At 30.5% G+C, this 15,183-nt stretch carries 17 protein-coding genes; 10 read left to right on the forward strand and 7 right to left on the reverse strand.

Going from position 1 to position 15,183, the window contains the following annotated elements; all coding sequences use genetic code 11:
• Nucleotides 1–7: 7 nt before the first annotated feature.
• The 3 genes from VJY32_RS07785 to VJY32_RS07795 are packed head-to-tail and all read left to right on the forward strand — an operon-like array spanning nt 8 to nt 3,285.
• On the forward strand, nt 8–346 hold the full coding sequence (locus tag VJY32_RS07785) for a P-II family nitrogen regulator (protein WP_353677346.1): 339 nt from the start codon (nt 8–10) through the stop codon (nt 344–346).
• Complete coding sequence (locus tag VJY32_RS07790) at nt 343–2,604, forward strand: tetratricopeptide repeat protein (protein WP_353677347.1); 2,262 nt, start codon at nt 343–345, stop codon at nt 2,602–2,604. The genes VJY32_RS07785 and VJY32_RS07790 overlap by 4 nt, the downstream gene beginning before the upstream one ends.
• A gap of 18 nt (nt 2,605–2,622) precedes the next feature.
• On the forward strand, nt 2,623–3,285 hold the full coding sequence (locus VJY32_RS07795; protein WP_353677348.1) for an AlbA family DNA-binding domain-containing protein: 663 nt from the start codon (nt 2,623–2,625) through the stop codon (nt 3,283–3,285).
• Here the strand turns inward: VJY32_RS07795 and VJY32_RS07800 are convergent.
• From VJY32_RS07800 to VJY32_RS07815, 4 genes are read right to left on the reverse strand one after another with little or no spacing between them, the layout of a single operon-like run.
• Nucleotides 3,279–3,815: an RNA methyltransferase gene (locus VJY32_RS07800; protein WP_353677349.1), complete on the reverse strand. Its 537-nt coding sequence runs from the start codon at nt 3,813–3,815 to the stop codon at nt 3,279–3,281. The genes VJY32_RS07795 and VJY32_RS07800 overlap by 7 nt on opposite strands.
• Before the next feature lie 8 nt (nt 3,816–3,823).
• Nucleotides 3,824–4,150 carry a DMT family transporter gene (locus VJY32_RS07805; protein ID WP_353677530.1) on the reverse strand — a complete coding sequence of 109 codons (327 nt, stop codon included), beginning with the start codon at nt 4,148–4,150 and terminating at the stop codon, nt 3,824–3,826.
• A gap of 40 nt (nt 4,151–4,190) precedes the next feature.
• Nucleotides 4,191–5,084 carry a DUF4249 family protein gene (locus VJY32_RS07810; protein ID WP_353677350.1) on the reverse strand — a complete coding sequence of 298 codons (894 nt, stop codon included), beginning with the start codon at nt 5,082–5,084 and terminating at the stop codon, nt 4,191–4,193.
• Nucleotide 5,085: 1 nt separating this feature from the next.
• On the reverse strand, nt 5,086–7,428 hold the full coding sequence (locus VJY32_RS07815; RefSeq protein ID WP_353677351.1) for a TonB-dependent receptor: 2,343 nt from the start codon (nt 7,426–7,428) through the stop codon (nt 5,086–5,088).
• A 219-nt stretch (nt 7,429–7,647) separates the two neighbouring features.
• Between VJY32_RS07815 and VJY32_RS07820 the strand changes: the two genes are divergently transcribed.
• Genes VJY32_RS07820 through VJY32_RS07850 form a run of 7 tightly spaced genes read left to right on the forward strand, consistent with a single transcriptional unit; the run spans nt 7,648 to nt 12,959 of the window.
• Nucleotides 7,648–9,021 (forward strand): tryptophanase, encoded by a 1,374-nt coding sequence (locus VJY32_RS07820; RefSeq protein WP_353677352.1) that lies wholly within the window; start codon nt 7,648–7,650, stop codon nt 9,019–9,021.
• A 17-nt stretch (nt 9,022–9,038) separates the two neighbouring features.
• A complete protein-coding gene (locus tag VJY32_RS07825; RefSeq protein WP_353677353.1) occupies nt 9,039–9,854 on the forward strand; it encodes a DUF4905 domain-containing protein in 816 nt (271 codons plus the stop codon).
• A gap of 5 nt (nt 9,855–9,859) precedes the next feature.
• Nucleotides 9,860–10,423, forward strand: a complete 564-nt coding sequence (gene amrA / locus VJY32_RS07830; RefSeq protein WP_353677354.1) for an AmmeMemoRadiSam system protein A — start codon at nt 9,860–9,862, stop codon at nt 10,421–10,423.
• Nucleotides 10,420–11,238, forward strand: coding sequence for an AmmeMemoRadiSam system protein B (amrB, locus tag VJY32_RS07835; protein WP_353677355.1), 819 nt, complete (start codon nt 10,420–10,422; stop codon nt 11,236–11,238). The genes amrA and amrB overlap by 4 nt, the downstream gene beginning before the upstream one ends.
• Before the next feature lie 47 nt (nt 11,239–11,285).
• Nucleotides 11,286–11,912 (forward strand): carbonate dehydratase, encoded by a 627-nt coding sequence (can, locus tag VJY32_RS07840; protein WP_353677356.1) that lies wholly within the window; start codon nt 11,286–11,288, stop codon nt 11,910–11,912.
• A 19-nt stretch (nt 11,913–11,931) separates the two neighbouring features.
• The gene (locus tag VJY32_RS07845) at nt 11,932–12,354 is read left to right on the forward strand and encodes a DUF5362 family protein (protein ID WP_353677357.1); all 423 of its coding nucleotides are present in this window, start codon (nt 11,932–11,934) and stop codon (nt 12,352–12,354) included.
• 47 nt (nt 12,355–12,401) lie between these two features.
• A complete protein-coding gene (locus tag VJY32_RS07850) occupies nt 12,402–12,959 on the forward strand; it encodes a DUF1579 domain-containing protein (RefSeq protein WP_353677358.1) in 558 nt (185 codons plus the stop codon).
• Between the two features lie 115 nt (nt 12,960–13,074).
• On the opposite strand, the gene VJY32_RS07855 is transcribed toward VJY32_RS07850, so the two are convergent.
• From VJY32_RS07855 to VJY32_RS07865, 3 genes are all read right to left on the reverse strand, one after another.
• The gene (locus tag VJY32_RS07855; protein ID WP_353677359.1) at nt 13,075–14,124 is read right to left on the reverse strand and encodes a hypothetical protein; all 1,050 of its coding nucleotides are present in this window, start codon (nt 14,122–14,124) and stop codon (nt 13,075–13,077) included.
• A gap of 67 nt (nt 14,125–14,191) precedes the next feature.
• Nucleotides 14,192–14,638 carry a hypothetical protein gene (locus VJY32_RS07860; RefSeq protein ID WP_353677360.1) on the reverse strand — a complete coding sequence of 149 codons (447 nt, stop codon included), beginning with the start codon at nt 14,636–14,638 and terminating at the stop codon, nt 14,192–14,194.
• Nucleotides 14,604–15,119, reverse strand: a complete 516-nt coding sequence (locus VJY32_RS07865) for a hypothetical protein (RefSeq protein ID WP_353677361.1) — start codon at nt 15,117–15,119, stop codon at nt 14,604–14,606. Before VJY32_RS07865 ends, VJY32_RS07860 begins: the two co-directional genes overlap by 35 nt.
• Between the last annotated feature and the right edge of the window lie 64 nt (nt 15,120–15,183).

Raw genomic sequence — 15,183 nt, forward strand, 5'->3', positions numbered from 1 at the left:
GGATTTTATGAAAAAAATCGAAGCAATTATCCGTCCTTTCAAACTCGATGAAGTCAAAGAAGCTTTGCTTGAAATTGGTGTTCATGGAATGACAATTACTGAAGTCCGAGGATATGGCAGACAAAAAGGGCATAAAGAAACTTATCGCGGTAGTGAATATCAGATTGAATTTGTCCCAAAATTAAAAATAGAAATTGTTGTTGATGATTCTATTCTTGAAAAAGTTGTAGATGCAATTCTAACTACTGCTAAAACTGGACAGGTTGGTGATGGCAAAATTTTTATTTCAGATATCTCTGATGCAATTAGAATTAGAACTGATGAATCAGGGCCAGAAGCATTATGAAAATTTATAAATCAATACTTATATCAACTCTATTTATAACTCTCATTATTTTCCTTTCGGGCTGCGGTCTGTGGAGAGATTTCACTACTTATTTTAATACTTACTATAATGCAAAAACAATTTTTGATAGAACTGAAGAAGAAATTCTAAAGAAAAGAACTGATTTATTTGCCTTTCGACTTGATGCATTAACTTCTCAGCAAATGAATGATCTCACAAAAGTAATTGAAAAGTGTTCGAAAATTCTGCAGTTCGATAAAGAATCCTCATTCTTTGATGATGCAATTTTTTTAACTGGGAAAGCATTTTATTATCAACAGGAATATGCAAGAGCACAAAGAAAATTCTTAGAACTTTCGAGTCTTCCAAAATCAAAGTTTGCACTTGAGAATAAATTATGGCTTGCAAAAACTCATCTTCAACTTCGAAATTTTGATGATGGAATTAAACTTATAAATGAAGTTCAAGCCGAAGCATTACAAAAAGATGAAGAAGATGTTTTCATCGATGCTTCTATTTTTAAAATTGCATTTTATCTTTTTAGACAGGAATATCAAACTGCTGTCGATGAATGCAAAAAATTCTTAAGCAATCTCAAGAATGATGAAACTGCAGCACTTGTTTTCTATCAAATGGGGAAAATTTATAATCTTCTTAATGACTCGGAAAATGCATTAAATGCATTTGCATCAGTTCTCAAACACTCACCTACTTTTGAAATTGAATTTGAAAGTCGTCTTGAATACGCAAAATTACTAAGTGAGACAGGCAAGGTTAATGAAAGCGAAGCTGTATTAAATGCATTGTTGTATCAGGGTAAATTCAAAAATCAAGAAGACAGAATTTTACTTGAGCTTGGACAAATATACGACACCAAAAATGAGACGGATAAAGCAATCAGTATTTTTATGCAAATAGATTCAACTTACAAACAAAAACCTACAGCTGGTTTTGCCGATTTATTTCTTGCAAAAATTTATGAATACAAAAAACGTGACTACGATAGTTCATATAAATATTACAATAAAGCTGCTTCATCAATTATAAATAGAGATATAAAAAGTCAAGCAGCATCCCGTAACAGAATTTTCGATAAATTTTTTTCCTACAAAAAGAATCTTGCCGACCTCAACCTTCAATTAACTTATTTAACTGATAACGATAAATTTATACGCGACTCAGTTGATTACGATATTGCATATAATCAATATCTCGAAGAAACAAAGAAAAAGCAGGAACAAGCTGCACAGTTTGGAAACCTTCCTTCTTCTCAAAGACCATTTCAAAGAGATGCTGAAATTTCTCAACAGAAATCTCAAAAGCAATCTGCAGATACCTCAAAGTTCTCAAATAAAAAACTTTCTCTTGTTGAATTGATTGCTCTTGGCAAAGTAAAAAAACCAGTTAGACCAAAAATTTCAGTGGATTCTATAGGGACATTAATTTCTCAAAATCTTTATAATATTGGCAATTTGTTCTTAACCGAATTAGAAGTTCCTGATTCTGCTACTTTTTATTTTAATGAAGTAATTAATAAATATCCAGATAAGCCTTATAAGGCAGATGCTCTTTTTGCATTAGGCACTTATTATGAAACTAACAATCAAAAAGAAATTGCTGATAGTATCTTCAAAATCATTTATGAGAATTATCCAAATCACAAGCTTTACACAGAAGCCGGCAAAAAGTTAGGATTAATAAAATCTGAAGATAAAAAACTTACTGCTACTGATCCTGCAGAAAAATTGTATATCGTGGCAGAAGAAAAATATTACAATAAAAAATATAAAGAAGCTATCAATGAATTCAGAAATATTTATCTAAATTATCCTCGTTCTAATTTTGCCCCGAAATCAATTCTATACATTGGAATGATATACGAAGAACAAAATCAAAATGATTCAGCTGCATTTTTTTATGGGATTCTTTCTTCTAAGGAATATGCATCAACTCCTTACGGCAAGGCTGTTCTTGCAAAATACACTGAGTATAAAAATGAAAAAGAACGCATAGAAAAAGAAGAGGCAGAAAAGAAAAAAGCAGAAGAAGAAAAACGAAAACAGGCTGAGATGGAAAGTGCAAAAGAAGAAAAACCATTAATAAAAAATGAAACTAAAGTTGATGACAACATTTCAAATCAAAAAACTAAATTAGATTCTACAACTCAAAAAACAATTGAAGAGTTAAAAAGAAATTCCGATAGAACGGACACTTTAAAAACAGATTCTTCAAAAAAGAAAAATGTCAGATTAGAATAATTTTTTGTTCTTAAAACTATGAACCGCAAAAAAGTTCTGGAACTGATAGAAGAAGGCGAAAATGTTCATGTTGAATTCAAACAAAGATTTTCTTCTTACGAAAAAATTGCAAAAGAATTAATAGCATTTGCAAATACAGGTGGTGGGTATTTGCTCCTTGGAATTGACGACAATAAGTCAATCTATGGAATCGAAAGTGAAAAGTCTGACTATGAATTAATAAAAGAAACTGCAGAAAAATATTGTGAACCTCCCATAGAATTCAAAACCTATCTTTATGAAATAGAAAACAAAGAAATAATGGTTGTTCAAATTGAAGAATCAAAAAGAAAGCCGCATCGTATTCAAGATTATAAAAAGTATCTCGATATCAACACCGCACAGGTTTATTTGCGTGTAAACGATAAAAGTGTTCTTGCAAGCAAAGAAATGATAAAAATATTGCAAACACAAAGCAGCGAAAAATCATTAATAAATTATACAATAGGAAAAAATGAAAAAATTGTTTTTGATTACCTCGACAAACATGAAAGTATCACGGTAAAAGAACTGAGTCGCATTGCTAATATTTCAGAAAGAAGAGCTTCTAGAACTCTAATTAAACTTGTAAGAGCTAATATTCTTTTTATACATATCAAAGATAATGGCGAAAGTTATTTCACTTACAGAGGAAATCACTGAGTATCATAAATTCTTCTCAAATCAAAAATTGCTATACCGTAAGCTACAGCAACATTCAAGGATTGTTTAATTCCATACTGAGGAATTTCTATTGAAAAATCACATAAATCAAGTAAATCCTGAGAAACCCCAGTAATTTCATTCCCAATTAAAAGGCAAAGAGGAAAATCATTTTTATTGACTTTGTAATAAGGAAAACTTTCGTCAGTTAATTCTAATGCACAAATTTTAATGCCTTTCGATTTTAATTTTAGAATTATTTCTTTTGGGTCTTTTATATATTCCCATGAAACACTATCCTGAGAGCCAAGAGCAGTTTTTAAAACTTCTTTTTTTGGTGGATGTGGAGTATAGCCACAGAGATAAAGTTTTTCTATCATTGCTCCATCTGAGGTTCTGAAGATTGAACCAACATTATAACTGCTTCTAATACTGTTGAGTACAACATAAACTGGTAATTTTTTTACTGTATGAAGTGTTTCAAGAGTACTTCTATTTTTAGAAATTTCTTCGTGTGAAAGTTTTTTCATGTCCCTAATTACAGATTGGTTTTATATGTAAGTCTTAATCCAACAATTCCAATAATTATTAGCACTATGAAAGATATGCGGATTAATTCTTTTGGTTCATTAAAAAATAGAATTCCGTATAGAGCAGTTCCTGCAGTCCCTATTCCTGTCCACACTGCATATGCTGTTCCAATTGGAATATATTTTACACCAAGCGATAAAAAATAAAAACTAAGCAGCATTGTAATAATTGTAAAAATGCTTTCTTTTAATTGAGTTAAACCCTGACTGTATTTTAATCCAACAGCCCAGCTAATTTCAAATATTGATGCAATTAAAATATAGAGCCAGCCCATAATTTTTCTTTTTTTTTGTTTCTGCAAAATTAACAACATTTTATTTAAGAACTTTGATATAAACTGTATCGGCAATGTAAGAACCAAAAATACCAATTCCATCATCTGTAAGATTTAATCTTGGTTCATGGAAATTGCCATCCTGTTCTTGAATATTTCTATAAGTAAGAGTAAATAATCTAAAATTTTCATCTCCTGCATAAGCAATTAAACGATAATAACCATAAAACCAGATATGAAACCATTCAATTTCATAATTAATTTTATTAACAGTTGAATTTACATTTTCAATCCATAATGCTCGATAACGGTAATAATCAAAATTCTTTTTAAGGTCTTCTAATTCTATATCAAAATAAGGATTATCAAAAATAAATGTGTTCTCAGAAGCATTTTGAGCTACAAGAGAGAAAACATAAAAAGTTGTTCCCTCAGAAGGCTTAAAAGCAATCTTAAACTTCTTTAGATTATTATTACCTGTCTCCCGATATTTCAAGGAATCAAGAATTGATTCTTCTTTAATGATTTTAAATCCATATTTAGGTGTGTGTGTAATTCCTGTGGTTTTTAATTTTTTACCATCTACATTTACTTCAACAAATAATTTGTATGATTTGTCATAGTCAATTATCAATTCATTACTTTCGTAAGAAAATTTTTCTGGATTATATTTCAAATTATATTCTCTATTAGTTTGAATGTCGATTATTTTAACCAGTGCATCTGTAATTAAAATTGACATCGGATTTGGCTTTGAATTAATCGGAAAGTTTTTTGTAACTCTTATATTTTCAACTTTCTTGCCAGGTACGAGATAACCTTCCACAACTATCTTAGGAGAATATGTATTTTCTCCAATTTCAACTGTGCCTTCCCCGCAGGATAAAAGAATATAGGTTAATAATATTGTAAATATTTTATTCATTGTTTTCATATTAAAATTTTGCACTTATTCCAATACTTGGAATTATAGGAAGCATATTAACATTCTTTACTTCTAACTGAATAATACCATTATCTTTAATCTTCTCATCATAATAAATGAACCAAACATTTTTTCTATTCAGCAGATTAAATATTTGCAAGTAAGGTGAAAGTGACCAACTTTTGTATTGAATTTCATAGTTAATACTCAAATCTAATCGTGCATAATATGGCAATCTATATTTATTTATAGAAGATGGATAAAGAGCAATGCTGTATAAATTTATATTCCAATCTGGAACTGGATTTGCGATGTAAATTGATGATGGAAGAGTAATTGGTTGTCCTGAAAAATATGTAAGGTTAAATCCAATTAACCATTTTTTATTTGAGTAATTTGATTTTCCATTAATTTCATTTAATAAATCATTTACATTAATATTTGCAACAAAGTTTATGGCATGAGTTCTATCATGTCTTGGCGGATATGGATTGCCTTTATTTGTATTATCAACTTTATATTTTGTTTTAGAAAAAGAATAAGCAAACCAGCCTGTTAAAGCCCCTACATCTTTTCTAATTAACAATTCAATTCCGAATGAATTTCCATCGCCTCTGAAAAATATATTTTTTTGTGAGCCATAAACTGGATAGTTTTCTTGTGTATAGCCGATGGGCTCAATATCAACATACAAATTGGGATTAAGTGAATAAATATTATGATAAGTTTTATAGTATGCTTCAATTTCTAATTCTGCTTTACCAAAAATTTCTCTTTGATAGCTAAAAATATAATGCAAAGAATTCGAGCCTTTAATATATTCATCTGCACTTGTCCAGATACTTGTCATAAAAACCCTTGGAATTCTGTGTGCATACTGATGATACAAGCCTGTGGAGAATTTAACATTACTTTTACTGTCGATTCGATATTTAACAGAAAATCTCGGGTCAAAACTATCATAGTTTTTTGTTGAAATATAATGGTCGTATCTCAATCCGGTTTCAAGATTCAGCAATGGTGAAGGGCTCCAGCTATTTGTCACATAAAAAGAATAAAGTTTAGGATGCCTCGATACATCAATTTTATTTCTGAATATGGTTTCCTTAAAATATCCTGAAGCATTTTTCAATTCAAATCCGAACTTAAAGTTAAGTTTATCATTGTGAAAATATTCAAGTGCGCCTTTCAGTGTTATATCATCGATATGATTTTGTTCATTCAGTTCGGCTTCATTAAAATCAAAATCAGAAAAAAATTGACTGTATGTTAACCAGAAATTCCCAAAAAGTTTGGGATTAATTATAGTTCTCCAATTTATGCTACCTGTTCGATTTCCCCATTTGTAATTAAATCCAAAAGATTCAGAACGACTTTTATCAAAAACAAAATTGAGATTATCAACACCACCATAAAAACTTATGCTCAGTTTATTAGATTTATCAATATCAAAAAAAGCTTTCAGGTTTCCATCTAAAAAATAATAATCAGGAATATCATCAAATATTTTTGCCACTGTCTGGTCAAGATAAGTTCTTCTCAAAGAACCAGAAAGCGAACCAAAATTCCCAAGCGGCGTTTGAAGTGTTGTATTTAATGTTAACAAACTTATTGAGGCTTTCCCTTCAAAATTATTTCTGTTGCCATCATTATTGGTAATGTTTATAACAGAAGATAATCTGCCTCCGTATTCTGCACCAAATCCACCTTTGTATACTTCTACTTTTTTAATTGCATCTGTATTAAAAGTTGAAAACAAACCGAAAGCATGTTCGGGATTATAAACATCAGTTCCATCTAAGAGAAAAAGATTCTGGTCTGGTGTTCCACCTCTTACATAAATTGCTGACGAAAAATCTGATACAGGCACTATACCGGGTAAACTCTGCAATGTTCTAAGTAAATCAGCTTCAACTACTTGCGGCACTTTACTTATTTGAACAGGAGTTATTTCAATTTTTGAAACAGGCTTGTTGTATAATTTATCTACAATATTTATAGAATCTGCAGACACAACAACTTCTTCGCTTAATATTGCAGTTGGAGTTAATTTTATATCAAGTCTTTTAGATTCATTAGCCCTGAACAAAATTTTTTGACTATAAGTATTAAAACCGACATAACTTACTATCAATTCATAATTCCCTGGTATGATACGAGGAATTACATAATAGCCGCTCAGATTTGTACTCGTTCCTAGATTAACTCCTTTGAGATACACATTAGCACCAATTAATGCTTCGCCGGTAGAAGAATCATAAACAAATCCGCTCAAAGAAGCATAACCAGCTTGAGCAAAAATATCATTAAATATAAAACCACATATAACAAAAACAAATATGAACTTTTTCATAGATGAAAATCTTAAAATAAACGACTTATAAAATAATAAATTAATCACAAAGCTTGGTGAGGTCAATTTTATTACAAAAAGTTAATAAATATCTAATGCAAAAAATCTAAAATTAATCTCTTTTTTGTGCAAAAAATATTTGTAATTTATACAGGCTGATTAATATCATAATGGAATTAAAATATATAGTTCTTTTATAATTACTTTATTAGGTGAAATATGAAAACTATAATTGAACCTTTCAAAATCAAATCTGTTGAACCAATTAAATTTACTACCAAAGAAGAGAGAGTAAAAATTTTACAGGATGCTGGATACAATACTTTTTTAATTCGTTCAGAAGATGTGATAATTGATTTACTTACCGACAGCGGAACTTCTGCTATGAGTTCAGAACAATGGAGTGGAATAATGAAGGGAGATGAATCATATGCTGGTGCTAAAAGTTTTTTTCGATTCGAAGCAGCGGTAAAAAAAATTACAAATCATAAATTTATAATTCCTACTCACCAAGGAAGAGCAGCAGAAAAAATTTTATTTTCTATCCTTGGCGGCAAAGGAAAATATTTTATAAGTAATACTTTTTTTGATACAACAAGAGCAAATATCGAATTCACTGGAGCTGAAGCTGTTGATTTGTTATGCGAAGAAGGAAAGCACCCAGAATTAAAAGCACCTTTCAAAGGTAACATGGATGTTAATGTACTCGACGAATTTATTCAAAAAGTTGGAAAAGAAAATATTCCACTTGTAATGCTTACAATTACAAATAATTCGGGTGGCGGACAGCCTGTATCAATGCAAAATATCAAAGAAGTAAGAGCAATTTGTAATAAACACAACATACCTTTCTTTTTCGATGCATGCCGTTTTGCTGAAAATGCTTACTTCATAAAATTAAGAGAAGAAGGTTATAAACAAAAATCGGTTCCTGAAATTGTTCAGGAAATGTTTTCTTATGTTGATGGTTCAACCATGAGTGCAAAGAAAGATTCACTTGTAAATATTGGCGGCTGGCTTTCATTAAATGATGAAGAATTAGCGATGAAATGCCGAAATCTTTTAATTGTAACTGAAGGTTTTCCAACATATGGAGGTTTAGCAGGCAGAGATTTAGAAGCTATAGCTCAGGGTTTAGAAGAAGTTGTAGATGAACATTATCTTCAGTATAGAATTCGAAGTATTGAATATCTTGGTGAAAAATTATTGAATGAAGGCGTCCCGATTATTGAACCACCAGGCGGTCATGCCATTTATCTTGATGCAAAGAGATTTACCCCGCACATTCCTCCAGAACATTATCCCGGACAATCAATTGTCTGTGAACTTTATATTGAAGGAGGTTTAAGAACAACTGAAATTGGTTCTGTTATGTTTGGCAAATATGACAAACAAACTGGGAAATTAATTCCAGCAATGATGGAACTGGTTCGTCTTGCAATTCCAAGACGAGTTTATACTCAAAGTCATATTGATTATGTCGCAGAAGTTGTAACTGAAGTATACAAGATGAGAAATAAATTAAAAGGATACAAAATTGTTTATGAAGCACCAATACTCAGGCATTTTACTGCAAGATTTCAGCCTCTGTAATTTAAGATGGAGTTATAATGAAAATAATAAAATATTTTTCACAGGATTTTCAAAATCAAATATGGAGATTATTAATTTCTGACAAAGATAAATTAATTATCGAAACCCGTAATCCAAATACAAAGGAGGCTTTCTTCGATTGCTTTGATATTAATGATAAGAAATTCTTGTTTTCAGATTTTCAACTTGATGAAAAATATTATGTTGGAATAGAAACTATCTACAAAGAAATTATTTACTTCCATAAATTTCCTAAACCTGATTTACCAAATCACAAAGAAATAATTGCTTTCGATATTAAAACTCAAAACATTTTATGGACAAACAATGAACTTAGTTTTCTGTTTGCTTATGATGATAAAATATTTGCATACAAACAGGGATTTGAAGAAAGATATTTCTTTGCACTTAATTATCTTGAAGGAAATATAGTCAATGAATATGGAGCTGATTATATAAAAATAAATTCGTTAAGACATGAATCCGAAAATTTAAAAGATTATAGTCATTTCATTTTCCCTCAAGTGTATTTAAGTGAAAACCAAAATATTTCTAAAATTATTAACGATTATTTCTCAAGAATAAAATTGATTGGAGATATTGAATATGGAGTTTATAATAATTTACTTCTTTTAAGTTATCACTCACAAAATCAATTTGGAAATCTAAAAAATAATTTTGCTGCTATTGACATGCTTAATAATTCGACTAAAATTTCAGTAGTTCTTAACGAAAATACAAAATCGTTTATGACGGATTCATTTTTTATGTATAAAAATTTTTTAATTTTATTAAAAGAAAAAAATGGATTGATTATTTATAAAATGGAATAGCAAAAATGGAACTATCATTAGAAGAAAAGAAAATTCTTCTTAAAGCAGCTCGCACAGCAATCAATTCTATTTTCACAGGCGAAGAAATTCCACAACCTGATTATGAAAAATATCCCAAGCTAAAAACGCATGCTGGGGCATTTGTTACTCTAACAGAATTAGGAAGACTGCGCGGTTGCATCGGTTATATAGTTTCTGATAAACCTCTTTACGAAACAGTTTGTGATGCAGCTGTAAGTGCAGCTTTAAATGACCCAAGATTTCCACCTGTCCGTCAACCCGAGCTTGACAATATTGATATTGAAATATCTGTCTTATCAGAACCATTTCAATTGAACAGTTACGACGAAATAATTGTTGGTAAACATGGCTTAATACTCGAAGAAAAAGGGAGACGCGGATTATTATTGCCTCAGGTTCCAATTGAGCATAATATGAACAAAGAGCAATTTCTTGATGCTATTTGTCAAAAAACCGGTTTTCCTGCTGGATACTGGAGAACTAAACAATTAAAATTAAGTGGTTTCACTGCTCTTGTATTCAACGAGAAAGAACTGGAGGAAAAATGAAACAGGTAAGAGAACCATCAGTTGCAGGTATGTTCTATCCTTCATCACCTTCTAAATTAAAAGAAGAGGTTCAAATTCTTCTTGATACATCCAAACCTTCAGAAAATATCGATAATGTCATAGGCATAGTTTCGCCTCATGCAGGATATATTTATTCAGGAAAAACTGCCGCTTATGCATACAATGTTATAAAAAATAAAGATTACAAAACAATTATAATTATTTCTCCAAGTCATCGAGAATATTTCGCTGGAATTTCAATTTACAATGGTGATGCTTACAAAACACCCCTTGGAGAAGTTGAAATTGATAAAAATATGGTGTCACAATTAATAAGTGAAAGCAAAATAATTTTTGAAGGGATTCAAGGGCATCGTGCCGAACATGCAGTAGAAGTTCAAATCCCCTTTCTCCAGATGGTACTTCATGATTTTAAAATCGTCCCGATTGTTATGGGGGATCAAAACCGCATATTTGTATATGAACTTGCTGAAAAACTTTCCAGAGTTATTAACAACCAAACATTAATTGTAGCAAGTTCAGATTTATCTCATTACTATTCAAAACGCACCGCAGATGAATTAGATTCAGTTGTTGAAAAACATATACAAAATTTTGATTACGAAGGATTACAAAGAGACCTGGAAAATAACAGATGTGAAGCTTGCGGTGGAGGTGCTATTGTTGCATTAATGAGAACAGCAGATTTAACTCAAAAGAGGAAATCAAAAGTCCTTCATCGATCAGATTCAGGTGATGTATCGGGCGATTATTCTGAAGTAGTGGGTTACTTATCTGCTGTAATTTATAATTAAATATATAATCATTTTCATTTTCTACTGATTTAATTAAAGGGGTAAATATGAGCAAACTTGAACATTTATTTACAAGAAATCTTAAATGGGCTGAAAGAATTAAAAAATCAGACCCTGACTTTTTCAAAAAGCTTTCAAAACAACAAAAACCGGAATATTTATGGATTGGCTGTTCGGATAGCCGTGTTCCTGCTAATCAAATTGTTGATTTATTACCGGGCGAAATTTTTGTCCATCGAAATATTGCTAATGTAGTGGTGCATACAGATTTAAATTGCCTATCAGTAATTCAATATGCAGTTGAAGTACTTGAAGTAAAACACATTATCGTGTGTGGACATTACGGTTGCGGAGGTATCAAAGCTGCTCTTGGAAATAATGAATTTGGATTAATTGATAACTGGCTAAGACATATCAAAGATGTATATCGATTTCATCAAAATAAATTTAATGATATAACCGATGAAAAAGTTAGATTTGACTTATTATGCGAATTAAATGTAATCGAACAAGTGACAAATGTATGTAACACAACGATAGTTCAAAATGCATGGAAGTCAAAAAAAGAGCTTACAGTTCACGGCTGGATTTACAGTATTGAAGATGGATTATTGAAAGATTTGAATGTAAGCATTTCAGACAACAATCAATTAAGTCCACTATATAAAATTTGATAAACAAAGGAGTGTTGTAATGGAGCAATTTGAAGGAATTAATCTCGAATCACAATCCGCTGAATTTAAACCAGTTACACCATTTCAGATGATTTTTGATAAGATGGTCAAGGATATGCGTTTTGTAGGAATGTTTACTATTATTTATGGTGCTATTACTTGTCTATCAATAATTGGTGCAATAATTGGAGTTCCAATTATTATAATTGGTTTAAGAATACGCGAAGCTGCTGACCAATTTGCAATCTTTAAAGCCACCAATGAAGCTGCTGCACTTAGAATGGGATTTGAACTGCAGGGAAAATTTTTTCGCATTACAAAAATTTTAATAATTATTGGAATAATACTAACATTAATCTGGATAGCATTAATTATTATATTTTTAGCTTCTGGGTTGAATACTTTGATGCAAATGAGAGAATTTGAATATAACACAATATAATTTGTTTTATTAATTAATAGAATCATTCATTTTATTTTGGAGTAGTTATGAAAAAAATTATAGCAGTTCTTTTTATACTTGCAACTGTAATAAAAGCGCAAGATCAACAGCAAATAATGAATGCATGGATGGAGTACATGACTCCTGGAAAAATGCATGAATTATTATCAAAAAACATTGGCAACTGGAATGTAGAGATGACAATGTATGATGTATATACCTCATCAGAAAATAAAACAGAAGGAACCGCTACAACAGAATCTCTACTCGACGGAAGATATTTTAAAACAACCTATAGTGCAAATATGATGGGAATGCCATTTGAAGGAATTGCAATAGATGGATACGATAATAAAGAAAAAAAATTTTACAGCTTCTGGATTGATAATATGGGAACCGGGATGTTAATTATGAAAGGGAATTATGATGAAAATACCAAAACCTTCACATATACCGGTGAATCTTTTGACCCTATAACCGGAAAAACAGTAACCATGCGTTCAATTACAAAGATTATTGATGTAAATAAATTTACAAACGAAATATATTCCACTATTGATGGCAAAGAATACAAAATGTTTGATGCTGTTTATACAAGGAAGTAAGTTCAATTCATAAATAAAATTTATGGAACACAGATAAAATACTTAAACAGAATTTCCCCAAATTTAACTTATGATAATTTTTTATCCGTGTTCCATTAGATAATTTTATTTCTGATTAAAAGTGGCAGTTTATAAAAGGAAGAACTTTCGATATTCCACTATTATTTTTTGCAATATTTATTAATCCAAGCTGAATACCTTTTAACTCCTCAGCAACATTCAGAATACCAATGACCAATCCTTTTTGAGTTCCTTCAATTCTATTATAAGATGCGATTGAAATTCCAAAGAGATTATTAACCTCAATCCAGCCTGGTGTAATATTTAAGCCATAAAATTCTTCTGCTTCCATCTTGTATCCAGAAAAATTAATTCCTTTAATCGCTCCTTTAGAAAATGTGGCTAAAATTGCTTGATTTAATCCATAAATATCACCTTTGCTAACTAAAGCTAAACCTCCGACATTAATTCCTTTGATACCTTCCTTTGATACAATCGCAAGTCCACTAATGTTAATTCCATTAACGCTTCCATTTGATACAAGTGCCAGACCACCAATGTTAATTCCATTAACATTACCTTTCGAAACCAGAGCAAGTCCGCCAATACTAATTCCATTGATATTTTTACTATTAACAAGGGCAAAACCACCAAAGTTAAATCCAGATATATCCCCTTTTGATACGGCTGCAAAACCGCCAAAATTAAATCCTGCCATTTTATCTTTTGATACAATTGCAAGACCACCAAAGTTAAATCCTTCTATTTTGCCACCAACTGTTGCAATAGTTCCAATATTAATACCTCTTAAATTTTTCTTACCTAATAATGCAGCTAACCCGAAAGATAAACCATTCAAATTTTTTGCAGCTGGTGCAAGTCCAATGGAAATGCCATTAATAGTTGATGATGAAATTTCTTCTGGTTTCCACAAAGTAATATTAATCCCATTTATAATTCTAACATCACAATCTGAAATATTAATTCTGATTCCATTCCAGCATTCAGAATTCCCAAAACTAATTCCAGTTGATTTAATCCCGATATCTAAACTTTTGTGTGAACATTCTACTTCTGTTGTGTCTTCATCACTAAAAAATTCCTGTGCATTATTACTTATTGAATACATAAAAAAAATTAATATAAGTATGGCCGCTTTTTTCATCTCTCTATCTCCAATTTATTTGCAATGCTTTAGACTGACAAAACCCTCAAAGAGTTACATTAATGTGTTATTTCTTTTTTAAGAAGCCATACTTTTTTAAATGAAGATATGCAAGGTATCCTACAGCACCAACTTGTACTGATTGAAGGACCATTTTTAATGGAGCATATTTTTGTGATTCATAATATTTTGTGAGTAAATGAGAAGTTATTTGTTCGATATAATTTTCTGAATAAAAACTGCACTCGTCAAAATTACCAAGTAAATATTTTGTTCGCATCCAGACAATTGATGAATCATATAAAAAATTTTCATTTAACTTAATTCCATTCAATCGCTTAAATAAAAATGCATCATTAAACTTGAATTCATAAATTTCCTCAGGAAGAAAACCATTAAAACTTTTCGAAGAATCTAATACAGTTTTCCCTTGAGAATAAATTAATAGTGATGAAAATAAAATAATAAGAACAGATTGTTTAATAATCGTATTCATCATCTTCATTATTTTCATTAAATAAATCATCATCAAAGCCGAAATCATCCTCTGTAAAATCTTCAGGTTCTTCTATATCTTCGTCAATATCATCTTCATCTTCATTTTTATTTTTCTTGTATGAAGGTTCTTCTGGTTCAATGAAAAAAGAATCGCGTGATGAATATTTTTCATCCATTCTATCCATTACCCTGCCGATTAAATCATCGGTAATATCTGCTTTCATTTCCTTTACATCAGGTTTTGATGTTATATCAAATTTTTCACTGCCATTTGGAGTTTCTTTCCACATCTCTGTAAGTGATTTTTTATCCAGTTTGCTCAAATAATTATCAATTTCTCCTTCTATGATTTTAATATGCTCAGGATCCCATTGTGTTTCTTCGTACAATTGACTTTTCATAAAATTCCAGAATGAACCTGTTTTTTTTCCCGGCTCGGGTAACTTCTTTAATGATGTTATAATTTCTTCAACAGCTTTTTTCATTTTGTAAGACACTTTTTTTCTCCTTATCTAAAAATTCTCATTGATAAATTAGTAAAATCTTCTAAAAGTCAATATA

It is taken from the genome of Rosettibacter primus, assembly GCF_036860675.1.
GTDB classification, from domain to species: domain Bacteria; phylum Bacteroidota; class Ignavibacteria; order Ignavibacteriales; family Melioribacteraceae; genus Rosettibacter; species Rosettibacter primus.

Excerpts from the sequence above, each read along its gene's own strand:
- VJY32_RS07785 (WP_353677346.1), top strand. The coding sequence starts at position 8 with ATGAAAAAAATCGAAGCAATTATCCGTCCTTTCAAACTCGATGAAGTC.
- VJY32_RS07790 (WP_353677347.1), top strand. The coding sequence starts at position 343 with ATGAAAATTTATAAATCAATACTTATATCAACTCTATTTATAACTCTC.
- VJY32_RS07795 (WP_353677348.1), top strand. The coding sequence starts at position 2,623 with ATGAACCGCAAAAAAGTTCTGGAACTGATAGAAGAAGGCGAAAATGTT.
- VJY32_RS07800 (WP_353677349.1), bottom strand. The coding sequence starts at position 3,815 with ATGAAAAAACTTTCACACGAAGAAATTTCTAAAAATAGAAGTACTCTT.
- VJY32_RS07805 (WP_353677530.1), bottom strand. The coding sequence starts at position 4,150 with ATGGGCTGGCTCTATATTTTAATTGCATCAATATTTGAAATTAGCTGG.
- VJY32_RS07810 (WP_353677350.1), bottom strand. The coding sequence starts at position 5,084 with ATGAAAACAATGAATAAAATATTTACAATATTATTAACCTATATTCTT.
- VJY32_RS07815 (WP_353677351.1), bottom strand. The coding sequence starts at position 7,428 with ATGAAAAAGTTCATATTTGTTTTTGTTATATGTGGTTTTATATTTAAT.
- VJY32_RS07820 (WP_353677352.1), top strand. The coding sequence starts at position 7,648 with ATGAAAACTATAATTGAACCTTTCAAAATCAAATCTGTTGAACCAATT.
- VJY32_RS07825 (WP_353677353.1), top strand. The coding sequence starts at position 9,039 with ATGAAAATAATAAAATATTTTTCACAGGATTTTCAAAATCAAATATGG.
- amrA (WP_353677354.1), top strand. The coding sequence starts at position 9,860 with ATGGAACTATCATTAGAAGAAAAGAAAATTCTTCTTAAAGCAGCTCGC.
- amrB (WP_353677355.1), top strand. The coding sequence starts at position 10,420 with ATGAAACAGGTAAGAGAACCATCAGTTGCAGGTATGTTCTATCCTTCA.
- can (WP_353677356.1), top strand. The coding sequence starts at position 11,286 with ATGAGCAAACTTGAACATTTATTTACAAGAAATCTTAAATGGGCTGAA.
- VJY32_RS07845 (WP_353677357.1), top strand. The coding sequence starts at position 11,932 with ATGGAGCAATTTGAAGGAATTAATCTCGAATCACAATCCGCTGAATTT.
- VJY32_RS07850 (WP_353677358.1), top strand. The coding sequence starts at position 12,402 with ATGAAAAAAATTATAGCAGTTCTTTTTATACTTGCAACTGTAATAAAA.
- VJY32_RS07855 (WP_353677359.1), bottom strand. The coding sequence starts at position 14,124 with ATGAAAAAAGCGGCCATACTTATATTAATTTTTTTTATGTATTCAATA.
- VJY32_RS07860 (WP_353677360.1), bottom strand. The coding sequence starts at position 14,638 with ATGAAAATAATGAAGATGATGAATACGATTATTAAACAATCTGTTCTT.